We start from the raw sequence: 12840 nt of genomic DNA on the forward strand, positions 1-12840 counted from the left end.
CACGAATTACCCAAATTTTCACGAATTAATTTTCACATACTGATTTGTGTAAATTAGTGTAATTCGTGGCAAACAAAATTTTTAATCTTTTTAAATCATTTAATCTGTGGCAAAAAACAAAAAATTATGAATACAACACCACAAACTAGAATTGCAACTTTTGGAGAATTATTACTTCGAATGAGCGTTGCAAATGGAAACCGATTTACGCAGGCCAATGAAATAAAAATTCATGTTGGAGGTGCCGAAGCAAATGTTTGTGTTTTACTTTCTCAACTCGGGATTCAAACCGATTATATTACCCGATTACCCGAAAATGATTTGGCACAACTCGCCTTAAACGAACTTCAGAAATACAAAGTACATACTTCAAAATGTGTTTATGGCGGAGAACGTTTGGGATTGTATTTTGTCGAAGCCGGAAATCAAATCAGACAATCACAAGTTATTTACGATCGAAGCAATTCATCTTTTGCAACTATCGAAAAAGATCAGATCAATTGGGATTTGGCTTTCGCCGATGTTACGCACTTTCACTGGTCAGGAATAAGTCCGGGAGTTTCTCATGAAGCAGGTTTGGCTTGTAAAGAAGCGATTTTGGCAGCACATAAAAAAGGTTTGCCTATTTCGTCTGACTTTAATTATAGATCCAAATTATGGCAATACGGAAAACATCCGTCTGAAATCATGCCGGATTTACTTCAATATAGCACGATTACCGTTGCTGATTTGGATGCCATTGAAATTTATTTCGGAATCAAAACCGATAAAAACGAATCAGATGAAGCTCGTTTTCAGAAAACATTCGAATTATTAAAAGTAAAAATGCCTCATCTAAAAACATTAGCAATGAGTTTTAGAAAATCTGATGGGCCGGCGCATTTATACAAAGGATTACTAATTCATGATGATAATTTTTATCAGACAGAAGAACACAAAATACATGTGGTAACGGATCAAATTGGTTCCGGAGACGCTTTCAACGCTGGATTATTATACGGATTATCGAATAAATTTTCCGGACAGGAATCTATCGAATGGGCAACAGCTTGTGGCGTAATCAAACAGAGCATTCACGGAGATTTCGCCATCACAAATGAAAACGAAATAAGTCATTTCATCAAAAATGGCTCAAGTAATAGAATTAATAGATAAAATAAGAAAATGTACAGCATATTAAAAACGCAAGGTGTACTTCCGTTAGTAACCCAAATCAACATTGAAACAGCCCAAATAGTATTGCAATCAGCGGCTGATGCTGGCATTAAAATTATCGAGTTTGCTGCTCGTGCAAATGATGCTAAAGAAGTTTTTAGCCAAATGATAGCCTTTAAAAAAGCAAATAATTTAGATGTAAAAATAGCCGTTGGATCTATCTTAAGTGTAGATGATGCCGAAACATTTCATCTTCTTGGAGCAGATTGCATTGTTTGCCCGCATACAGATCTGGAAATTGGAAATTATTGTTTCAAAAATAATATTTATTGGATTCCCGGAGCTGCAACATTAAACGAAATATTGCAAGCCAATAAATTAGGTGCCGAAATTGTAAAACTTTTTCCAGCTGATAAAATTGGTGGTCCAGGATATGTAAAAGCAATAAGAGCGCCTTTCCCAAATTTGAAAATAATGCCAACAGGAGGCGTAACGCTCGAAGAAAGCAATTTAAAATCATGGTTCAAATCCGGAGTTGTCTGCGTGGGAATTGGTTCTAATTTATTTTCGAAAGAAATGCTTTTGAATTTAAATTATGAGCAATCTTTAAAGGCATTTCAAAATTTAATTGAAGTTGTAGAAAAAACCAGAAACTAAAGTTATGCAAAACAATTGGTGGAAAATTAATTCCGAACTCCGCATTGATACGCCATTTTTAGCCGTTTACGAAGATCGTATTCAGGCAAATATTGAGCGCTTGATTGAAGCAGTAAAAGGCGAAACTCAAAAATTAAGACCACACATCAAGACGCATAAAATAGGTGAAATTCTGGATTTGTTTAAAACCTACAACATCAGTAAAATAAAATGCGCCACAATTGCCGAAGCTGAATTAGCCGCGATACATGAAATTCAAGACGTGCTTCTCGCCTATCAACCTGTTGGCGCTAAAAAAGACAGATGGATTGCCTTGATTCAGAAATATCCAAATGTTGCTTTTTCGACTATTGTTGACAATTTTGATTCGGCGAAAGCCTTAAATGAAAGTGCCGAGAAAAACAATCTTAAACTTACCGTTTATCTGGATTTAAATACCGGAATGAACAGAACCGGAATTTCGGTTTCTAAAAACTGGAAAGCTTTAATTGATGAAATTGTTTTACTGAAAAACATTCATTTTGCAGGAATTCACATTTATGATGGTCATTTAAAAGGAGATTTAGAACATCGATTTGATACCGCTTCCAATTTATTTTTTAGCATAAACGAAGAAATTCAGGCGATTAATAAAAAACTGGGTTACGAATTAAAAATTGTCGCTGGCGGATCGAACACTTTTCCGTTTTATGCCACTCAGGAAAACGTAGAATGCAGTCCCGGAACTTTTGTTTTTTGGGATTCGAATTACCAGATTCATTTACCGGAACAGCATTTTGAGCCGGCTTTGGTTATTGTTGGAACCATAATTTCAAAACCAACAAGTGATACTTTTTGTATTGATATTGGATACAAAGCCGTAGCTTCTGAAAATCCAATCGATAAAAGATTAGTCATTTTAAATGATGAAAACCTAATCCCAACGGCACATTCAGAAGAACATTTAATTATAGAAAACCGAGGAAAAAACGAGTATGCAATTGGCGATACCATTTATGCTCAGCCATATCATGTTTGCCCTACTTGCGCCCTTTACGATTCGGTTCAGGTCGTGAATTCGGCACATGAAATTTGCAATCAATGGCAAGTGGTTGCCCGCAGCAGAAAAATTAATATCTAGCAGCAGAAAAAGCAGAATAAAGAAAAAAGAATAGAAAATAGATCGAAGAAGAAAGAGAATAGACCTCATAATAACACTTGTCTAGAGAACCTCTGAGCATTTGGACCTTTGTGCCTTAAAAAAAATAATATGTTTATAATAGACGCCCATTTAGACCTGAGCATGAATGCAATGGAATGGAATCGAGATTTAAGAAATGACGTACCAACTTTGCGTCATCTCGAAAAAGGAATGACGGACAAACCTGATCGCGAACGCGCAACGGTTTCGTTTCCGGATTTACGACGCGGCAATATTGGTATTGTAGTCGCGACTCAAATTGCACGATTTGTAAAACCGGACAGTATTATTCCGGGGTGGAATTCTCCTGAACAAGCCTGGGCACAAACTCAAGGGCAGCTTGCGTGGTACAAAGCCATGGAAGAAGCCGGAGAAATCACAGCAATTACCGATAAAAAATCGCTTTTAAAACAAATTGATTTATGGAATGATGGAACTCCAAACGATAAAAAACCTATTGGTTATATTTTGAGTTTAGAAGGCGCAGATTCCATTATTAATGTTTCATATTTAGAAAAAGCATACAATTACGGATTGCGTGCCATTGGTCCTGCGCATTATGGACCCGGGCGTTACGCAAACGGAACAGACGCAACCGGAAAAATGAACCAAAATGGTCTTGATTTATTAAAAGAAATGGAGCGTTTGAATATCATTCTTGATGCAACACATTTATGCGATGATGCTTTCTGGCAAGCTTTAGATCATTATCAAGGACCAGTTTGGGCAAGTCATAACAATTGCAGAAGTCTGGTGGATCACAATCGTCAATATAGCGATGAAATGATTCAAGCATTAATTTCTCGCGGAGCCGTTATTGGCGGTGCTTTAGATGCCTGGATGCTAGTTCCGGATTGGGAAAGAGGTGTTTCGACGCCAAAAGGTACCAATTGCAATCTTGAAACCGTTTTCAAACACATGGACCATATTTGTCAATTGGCCGGAAATGCCAATCATATTGGTGTGGGATCCGATTTGGATGGCGCTTTTGGTACAGAACAAGGTCCGTATGATTTAGATACGATTGCCGATTTGCAAAAATTGGTTTTGATCTTTAAAAACAACGGCTATTCTGATGAAGATTTAAATAAAATCTTTCACCAAAACTGGATCAATTTCTTAATGAAAAATTGGGATTAAATAAAAACTAAACTTGGAACTGCCTTCTTATATGACTGTAATTTTTCGTCGTTTGGATCAACTTCTGTAACTACATAATTAACCTCGGATAAGTTGGCAATTTTCATTTTTAGAACCGTGTCGAGTTTTTCAGAAATAGTCAGAATCGCTGTTTTTTCAGAAGCCTGAATCATAGCTTTTTTCACCTGAACGGTTTCCCAATCAGAATCTGAGAAACCACCTTCGATATCTAAAGCATTAGTTCCTAATATTAATAAATCAACTTTAATATTCGCCAACTGATTATAAACATCGCCGCTCACACACATTTGGCTGTAAGATGAAATGCTGCCGCCAATCATGATAATTTTAACATTAGGTTTATCCAGAAGTTCAACCGCAGATAAAACGGTAACAGTAAAAATAGTAAGATTTAAATCATCAGGAATTAAACGGATGAATTCACGAATTGTAGTTCCTCCGCCAATTAATAAAACCATTCCGTCATGAAGTAAACCTAAGGTTTTTTGCGCAATGATTTGTTTGGATTCGCCTGCATAAGTTTGATTATTGGCCGAAGAATGGTGATAGGCTTTTGTCATCGCACCGCCTTTTACCTTAATCAATAAAGATTCTGATTCAAGTTCATTTATATCACGTCTCACAGTATCTTCTGAAACAAATAATTTGGCAGAAAGCGTTTCAAAACTTACACGAGTATGCAAGTTTATCTCTTTTAAAATAAGATTTTTACGTTCTTCCTTAGTGTAATTTACCACTTCATTATCATTACTCATGCAAATTCATTTTTGTTATGGACAAATGTAAACAATAAATGCAATATTATTGCGAAACAAATTATAACACAAAGTAATAAAAAAGTTAATTCGTCTATTTTAAAGACATTTAAGCATAAATTCATTTTGCAAAAAAAATGCAAACTAATTTACAAACCTTAAATTTGTTTAACAAATCAAAAAAAACAACCATGCAAAAAAGCCTATTCCTCTTTTTAATATTTTGTTTTTCTTTCGGAAATGCCCAAACCTCTTTCGTAAACAATAGCATCATTCCTGCTCCCAATTCATACAAAGCAACCGGAGATAGCATTCGTTTAAACGGACAGATAAAATTTACTTTCGAAAAAAATAAATTCAGTGCAAGAGAACTCAAAACTGCACAAATTTTCGAATCGGCTATAAATTCTACTACTTCAAATAAAAAAAGTAACATCGAAGTTTTATTCATTGCTAAAAATCCATCGGTATCTTTAAAAAAAGAAGCGTATAAAATAACTATTACTCCAAAAAAAATTACGGTTACGGGTAGCGAAGAAGGATTATTTTATGCCGTGCAAAGTTTATTGCAGCTTTTACCTAATAAACCAAAAAATCAGGAAATAAAATTGCCTTGTGTTACCATCGAAGATGAGCCCAGATACGATTACCGCGGACTTCACCTCGATGTTTGCCGTCATTTTTTCTCCGTTGATGTTATAAAAGATTTTATCGCACAAATGTCTAGTTATAAATTAAATAACTTTCATTGGCATTTAACAGACGATCAGGGATGGAGAATTGAGATAAAAAAATATCCAAAACTGACTGAAGTAGGTTCAAAAAGAGCACAGACTTTGGTGGGAAATAAATTCGAAAGATTCCCGTATTTTTTTGACGGAAATCCATACGAAGGATTTTATACGCAGGAAGAAATTAAAGATGTTGTAAAATTTGCCGAAGACCATTATGTGAATATTATTCCGGAAATCGAAATGCCCGGTCATGCAACTGCAGCGGTTACGGCTTATCCTAATTTATCCTGTTTTCCCGATCGTCAATATAAAGTGATAGAATATTGGGGTGTTTTTGATGATATTTTCTGCGCAGGAAAAGAAGAAACTTTTACTTTTTTAGAAGATGTTCTAACCGAAGTCATGGCTTTATTCCCAAGTAAATACATTCATATTGGAGGAGACGAATGCCCGAAAACAAGATGGAAAGAATGTCCGAATTGTCAAAAAAGAATCAAAGATTTAGGATTGAAAGATGAACACGAATTGCAAAGTTATTTAACAACCCGAATCGAAAAATTCCTGAATGCAAACGGAAGACAAATCCTCGGTTGGGACGAAATGCTTGAAGGCGGGCTTGCGCCAAATGCGGCTGTAATGTCATGGCGAGGCGAAGCTGGCGGAATTAGCGCTGCAAGACAAAAACATAATGTAATCATGAATCCCGAACAAGTTTTGTATCTGGATTATAACCAGGGATATTCTCCGCAAGAGCCTTTAACAATTGGAAGATTAACCACGGTTGAAAAAATGTACAACTATAATCCAACACCTGTTGATAGTTTAACCGTTGAAGAGCAAAAGTATATTATAGGTGTGCAATCTAATCTTTGGTCTGAATACTTAACAAGTCCGGCGAAATTAAATTACATGATTTATCCGCGCGTATTTGCTTTAGCTGAAATTGCCTGGACGCAACCTCAAAATAAAAATTACAATCATTTCATTTTAAATCAAATTCCATATCATTTAGAAAAACTGGAAGCACAAAAAAGATTGTACAAAGTTCCGAGTCCTTTTGGTTCTAATGAAACAGCTTTAATTGCTTCAAAATATGTTTTGGATTTAAAACCAACGATCAAAAGCGGACAAATCTTCTACACAATTGATGGATATAATCCAGATGAAACAGCTGAACTTTACACCAAACCGGTAACGATAAATATCCCAAAAGGAGAATTCAGAATTATAAAAACCGTTCAGATTAGTCCAAGCGGCAGAAGAAGTTCTATTAGTAAAATATTAGTTAGAAATCCGGAACTAAAATCGGCTTTGGCCATAAAACCAACTAAAAAAGGTTTAAAATTCGATTATTATACTGGAACCTTATTCCAGCAAGTTCAGGATTTAGATTTAGCAAAACCTGTTAATTCAGGCATTTTTGAAGGCGCCATAAGCAGTGAAAAATGGAAATCGAAAACAGAGCGTTATATCGGCTTAAAATTCAACGGATACATCTTTATTCCTGAAACGGCAAATTATACAATTTCGACGCTTTCAGATGACGGATCGAAGCTTTTTATCGATAATGAATTAGTGGTAAATAACGATGGAATTCATTGGCTCAACGAAGCATATGGAGCTGTAAAACTCGAAAAAGGTTTCCATAAAATAAACATTGGTTATTTTGATCAGATTGGAGGAACGACTTTAACATGCTACATTCAACAGGAAGGAAAAGAAAAACAAGAAATAAGTGCTTCGCAATTGTATTACGAATAAAGCATAAAAAAAGGTTCCGAGGTATCGGAACCTTTTTTTTATTTAAAACTAAAAGTAATTCAAATTATCCTTTCAAACTTGCAGATAAATATTCACGGTTCATACGCGCGATATTTTCAAGTGAAATTCCTTTTGGACATTCGATTTCACAAGCTCCTGTATTTGTACAGTTACCAAAACCTTCTAAATCCATTTGGTGTACCATGTTTAAAACACGATCAACTGCTTCTACTTTACCTTGAGGTAATAATGCATATTGAGATACTTTTGCTCCAACGAACAACATTGCTGATCCGTTTTTACAAGTTGCAACACAAGCTCCACAACCAATACAAGCTGCAGCATCAAATGATTTATCTGCATCATGTTTGTTAATCGGAATTGTATTTGCATCAATAGTATTTCCTGAAGTATTTACCGAGATAAATCCTCCTGCATGTTGAATTCTGTCAAAAGAACTTCTGTCAACAACTAAATCTTTAATTACAGGGAAAGCTTTTGCTCTAAATGGCTCGATAAAAATCGTGTCACCATCTTTAAACATACGCATGTGTAATTGGCAAGTAGTTACTCCTCTGTCTGGCCCGTGCGCTTCTCCGTTGATGAATAATGAACACATTCCGCAGATTCCTTCACGACAATCGTGGTCAAATGCTACTGGCTCTTCTCCTTTGTTGATTAATTGTTCGTTAAGAACATCAAGCATTTCAAGGAAAGACATATCTGGTTCGATTCCGTCGATTGGGTAATCAACAATTCCCCCTTTATCTTGGGCGTTTTTCTGACGCCATATTTTTAATGTAAGTTTCATTTTGTATAAGTTTTAAGTATCAAAAAGTATAGCAACTTTTTAAATACTATTTGTAGCTTCTTTGAACTAATTTAATGTTTTCGTAAACCAGAGGTTCTTTGTGTAATACTGCATCACTTGGTTTTCCTTTGTATTCCCAAGCTGCAACATATGCAAAGTTTTCGTCATCACGAAGTGCTTCTCCTTCTTCTGTTTGGTATTCTTCACGGAAGTGACCTCCACAAGACTCATTACGGTGTAATGCATCTTTCGCGAATAATTCTCCTAACTCTAAGAAATCGGCAACACGTGTCGCTTTCTCTAATTCCTGATTAAATTCGTTAGCGCTTCCAGGAACTTTTACATCTTTATAAAACTCTTCACGTAAAGCGGCAATTTCTTCGATCGCTTCAGCTAATCCTTTAGCATTACGAGCCATACCTACTTTATCCCACATGATTTTCCCTAATTTCTTATGGAAATAATCTACAGAATGAGTTCCGTTATTATTGATGAATCTGTCGATTTGATCTTTTACTTCTTTTTCTGCTGCTAAGAATTCCGGTAAATCTGTAGAAATTTCTCCCATTTTAATATCCGGAGCTAAGTAATCTCCAATAGTATAAGGCAATACGAAATATCCATCAGCTAAACCTTGCATTAAAGCAGAAGCTCCAAGTCTGTTTGCTCCGTGATCAGAGAAGTTAGATTCTCCAATAGAGAAACATCCCGGAATTGTAGTCATTAAGTTATAATCAACCCAAGTTCCACCCATTGTGTAGTGAACTGCCGGGTAAATCATCATTGGTGTTGTATACGGATCTTCGTCAACGATTTTGTAATACATCTGGAATAAGTTTCCGTATTTACTTTTCACAATTTCAGCTCCTAATTTAGTTACCAAAGTAGCATCGTTAGCATCTAAACCTTTTACGAAAGCTTCTTCAGTTCCGTAACGTTTGATTGCTGCTGCGAAATCTAAGTAAACTGCTTCTCCTGTTTTGTTAACACCAAAACCAGCATCACATCTTTCTTTTGCAGCACGAGACGCAACGTCACGAGGTACTAAGTTACCAAAAGCAGGATATCTTCTTTCTAAGAAATAATCTCTTTCTGCTTCAGTTAAATCAGTTGCTTTTTTCTTTCCTTCACGAATTGCTTTTGCATCTTCTTGTTTTGCAGGAACCCAAATACGACCGTCATTACGTAATGATTCAGACATCAAAGTCAGTTTTGACTGGTGATCTCCTGAAACCGGAATACAAGTTGGGTGAATTTGTGTGTAGCAAGGATTTGCGAAAAACGCTCCTTTTTTATGTATTTTCCAAGCTGCTGTTGCGTTACTTCCCATAGCATTTGTCGACAAGAAAAATACGTTTCCGTATCCTCCAGAACCAATTACTACCGCGTGAGCAGAATGTCTTTCTATTTCTCCGGTGATTAAGTTACGAGCGATAATACCTCTCGCTTTTCCGTTTACGATTACAATGTCAAGCATTTCGTGACGGTTGTACATTTTTACTTTACCACGACCAATCTGACGGTTCATTGCAGAATAAGCTCCTAACAATAATTGTTGACCGGTTTGTCCTTGTGCGTAAAAAGTACGAGAAACCAAAGTTCCTCCAAAAGAACGGTTATCTAATAATCCACCATATTCACGAGCCAATGGTACACCTTGAGCTACACACTGGTCGATAATATTAGCAGAAACTTCAGCCAAACGGTGAACGTTTGCTTCACGTGCACGGTAGTCACCTCCTTTTACAGTATCATAAAATAATCTGTAAACTGAGTCACCGTCACCTTTATAATTTTTTGCTGCATTGATACCACCTTGTGCTGCAATAGAGTGCGCACGACGAGGTGAATCCTGAAAACAAAATGCTTTTACGTTATATCCCTGCTCAGCCAAAGTTGCCGCAGCTGAACCTCCAGCTAAACCTGTACCAACAATGATAATATCTAAATTACGTTTGTTTGCCGGGTTTACTAAATTAATATGATCTTTATAATCTGTCCATTTGTCCGATATTGGGCCGTGTGGAATTTTTGAATCTAATGCCATTATAATTTATATTAATTATTGAAATGATGAAATAATGCGATAATTACGAAAAGTGCCGGTACTACAACTGCAAAACCATAACCTACTTTACTTAAAAATCTTGAATACTTGTTGTGCATCCCCATTGACTGAAGAGATGAACCGAATCCGTGCCAAAGGTGAAAACCTAATAACACAAATGATACACAATACAATCCTGTACGAATTGGATCATGAAATTTATGAACTAACTCTCCATAATACCTTGTAGCATCCGGAGTAGCTCCTGCAATATACTTGTAATTAACCTCCGGAAACCAGAAATCATAAAAATGCAATCCTAAGAAAGCCAAAATAACTAATCCAGAAATAATCATATTTCTAGAACTCCAGGAAGCATTTGCGGCTCCGTTGTATTTTGCATATGCAATTGGTCTTGCAGCAGTATTTTGAGCAGTCAATACGAACCCCATAACGAAATGGAAGATTACTCCGATTGCCAAAACTGGTTGCATTACATATTGAATCAGCGGATTGTATCCCATAAAGTGAGATGCTTCGTTAAAAACATTTTCACTAATAATAGAAATAAAATTTAAGGAAACATGCAGCGCTAAAAACGTGATTAAGAATATTCCCGAAAGAGCCATAGCCACTTTCTTTAAGATGGAAGCATTCAATAGTGCAGATTGTGCCATAATTGTTTAAGTAGTTTGTATTAAAAAATTACACAAAAATAACTCAATTAACAAAGAACTACAACCATTTCGCTGTTATTTATAATGATTTTAAAATACATTACGTAATACGTACTTTTACGTATAAAAAGCACTCTATCCCAAATTATTTTATTATAAGATTTTTTCAAAACATCTTTTGACGAGATTTTACGCGCTATAACGAGCAAACTTATTTGTAAAGTTTGTCATATTACTATTTTAATCAAACTTTTAATTTGTTTTCTTTAAAAGTTTCTCTCCATTGCAATTTTATAGGATTAAAAAATTGTCATTCCGCAACATAATTTTACCTTTATCGGCTTCAAAAAAAATATAATGAAAACAGGAATTGACGCTATCTCTTTTGATGTAGCCAACATACATTTACCCATAAAAACTTTGGCAATCGCCAGAAATATTGAACCCGAAAAATTAGAAAAGGGATTAGGATTAATAAAAATGACTTTGCCGGACGTTCATCAGGATGCTGTTGTTTTTGGAGCAAATGCTTTAACAAAACTGATTCTTGAGAACGAAATAAACTTAAACGAAATTAGCCGGATTTATGTTGGAACCGAAAGCGGAATCGACAGTTCTAAACCAATAAGCTCGTTCTTAATAAGCTTAATGGAACAGAAATTTGGAGAAGATTCCCTTGCAGAATGCGACGTTGTCGATTTTACCTTTGCTTGTATTGGCGGTGTTGACGCTTTGCAAAACTGCATTGATTTTGTAAAATTAAATCCAACCAAAAAAGCAATTGTGGTTACGACTGATTTTGCTAAATACGATTTAAACTCTACAGGAGAATATACTCAAGGCGCCGGAGCTCTGGCAATGCTTGTAACTTCGAATCCTAGAATTATTGCTTTTGATGACAATTGGGCAACATCTACAAAAGGTGTTTTTGATTTTTTCAAACCTTACAGAACTATCTCAAAAGAAGCGATTACTCAAAACGAAAATAACGATCCCTGGTTTGATAATCTAGAAGCCGAAATTGAAATTCATAAAGATCAACCGGTTTTTGATGGTCAATATTCGAATCAATGTTATATGGATCGTACCCGTAATGCTTACTTTTCATTCAAAAAATTAAAAAATACTACCGAAACTTTATACAATACCTGGAACAGCATTATCATGCATCTTCCGTATTCTTTTCAGGGACGCAGAATGTTGTCTGAAATTTACGCTTTAGATCACGCTGATAAAATTATTGCAGAAAATATCGAACCCGCAGATTATCAAACTAAAATTAAAGAAGTTGGAAAATCTGATGAGTACAGAAAGTTTGTAACCGAGAAATTGCAACCTGCTGAATTGGCTTCTTCTTTAATAGGAAACCTTTACACAGGATCTATTTTCATGGGATTATTATCGACTTTGGCCCATTATTACGATACCAAACAAGAAGTTGCCGGAACTAAATTTGGATTCCTGGCTTACGGAAGCGGATCTAAATCGAAAGTTTTTGAAGGAACAATTCAACCGGAATGGCAATCGGCTTTAGCCAAAACAAAGCTTTTTGAAAACTTAGAAGAAAGCACAGAAATTGGTTTTGAAACTTATGAAAGCCTTCACAAAAAAGAACAAAACCAAAGCATCAGAACTCCTAAAAACGAATGGGTTTTAGATCGAATCGAAAAAGAAATTCCTGTTTTGATTGGAGCGAGATATTATAAATGGATTGACTAAAAATTAAATTCCAAATTTCAGAAAATCCAAATTCCAATAAAAACCCGAAGCAAATTTGCTTCGGGTTTTTTATGTTTATTTTTCACTCCCTATCGTAGTTTGTCTTTATTTCCAACATATTCTGCAGATTTTTTTTCTTCATTTACCATAACTCTTCTTTCATTTTTATATTCCTTATAACCT

Annotated in this window: 10 protein-coding genes; 6 read left to right on the top strand and 4 right to left on the bottom strand. The window is 35.5% G+C overall.

Features of this window, described 5'->3' with window-relative positions:
- Positions 1-126: 126 nt before the first annotated feature.
- From FLACOL7796_RS11970 to FLACOL7796_RS11985, 4 genes are all read left to right on the top strand, one after another.
- Entirely contained in the window at positions 127-1155 is a 1029-nt protein-coding gene (locus FLACOL7796_RS11970; protein WP_173971012.1) for a sugar kinase, read from the top strand.
- Positions 1156-1164: 9 nt separating this feature from the next.
- On the top strand, positions 1165-1812 hold the full coding sequence (locus FLACOL7796_RS11975) for a bifunctional 4-hydroxy-2-oxoglutarate aldolase/2-dehydro-3-deoxy-phosphogluconate aldolase (protein WP_173971013.1): 648 nt from the start codon (positions 1165-1167) through the stop codon (positions 1810-1812).
- A gap of 4 nt (positions 1813-1816) precedes the next feature.
- Positions 1817-2932 (top strand): D-TA family PLP-dependent enzyme, encoded by a 1116-nt coding sequence (locus FLACOL7796_RS11980; RefSeq protein WP_173971014.1) that lies wholly within the window; start codon positions 1817-1819, stop codon positions 2930-2932.
- Positions 2933-3061: 129 nt separating this feature from the next.
- Positions 3062-4132 carry a dipeptidase gene (locus FLACOL7796_RS11985; protein WP_173971015.1) on the top strand — a complete coding sequence of 357 codons (1071 nt, stop codon included), beginning with the start codon at positions 3062-3064 and terminating at the stop codon, positions 4130-4132.
- Here the strand turns inward: FLACOL7796_RS11985 and FLACOL7796_RS11990 are convergent.
- Entirely contained in the window at positions 4129-4908 is a 780-nt protein-coding gene (locus tag FLACOL7796_RS11990) for a DeoR/GlpR family DNA-binding transcription regulator (protein ID WP_173971016.1), read from the bottom strand. The two genes, FLACOL7796_RS11985 and FLACOL7796_RS11990, sit on opposite strands and share 4 nt — an antisense overlap.
- A 191-nt stretch (positions 4909-5099) precedes the next feature.
- Between FLACOL7796_RS11990 and FLACOL7796_RS11995 the strand changes: the two genes are divergently transcribed.
- Positions 5100-7403: a family 20 glycosylhydrolase gene (locus FLACOL7796_RS11995; protein WP_173971017.1), complete on the top strand. Its 2304-nt coding sequence runs from the start codon at positions 5100-5102 to the stop codon at positions 7401-7403.
- Between the two features lie 64 nt (positions 7404-7467).
- Here FLACOL7796_RS11995 and FLACOL7796_RS12000 read toward each other — a convergent pair whose 3' ends face one another.
- The 3 genes from FLACOL7796_RS12000 to FLACOL7796_RS12010 are packed head-to-tail and all read right to left on the bottom strand — an operon-like array spanning position 7468 to position 10938.
- Entirely contained in the window at positions 7468-8214 is a 747-nt protein-coding gene (locus tag FLACOL7796_RS12000) for a succinate dehydrogenase/fumarate reductase iron-sulfur subunit (RefSeq protein ID WP_083692564.1), read from the bottom strand.
- 46 nt (positions 8215-8260) lie between these two features.
- On the bottom strand, positions 8261-10261 hold the full coding sequence (locus FLACOL7796_RS12005; RefSeq protein ID WP_173971018.1) for a fumarate reductase/succinate dehydrogenase flavoprotein subunit: 2001 nt from the start codon (positions 10259-10261) through the stop codon (positions 8261-8263).
- Positions 10262-10272: 11 nt separating this feature from the next.
- Positions 10273-10938 carry a succinate dehydrogenase cytochrome b subunit gene (locus FLACOL7796_RS12010; RefSeq protein WP_173971019.1) on the bottom strand — a complete coding sequence of 222 codons (666 nt, stop codon included), beginning with the start codon at positions 10936-10938 and terminating at the stop codon, positions 10273-10275.
- Positions 10939-11295: 357 nt separating this feature from the next.
- Here FLACOL7796_RS12010 and FLACOL7796_RS12015 point away from each other — a divergent pair, with 357 nt between their 5' ends.
- A complete protein-coding gene (locus FLACOL7796_RS12015; protein WP_173971020.1) occupies positions 11296-12657 on the top strand; it encodes a hydroxymethylglutaryl-CoA synthase family protein in 1362 nt (453 codons plus the stop codon).
- The last annotated feature ends 183 nt before the right edge of the window (positions 12658-12840 follow it).

Source organism: Flavobacterium bizetiae (assembly GCF_902804475.1).
Lineage (GTDB): Bacteria > Bacteroidota > Bacteroidia > Flavobacteriales > Flavobacteriaceae > Flavobacterium > Flavobacterium bizetiae.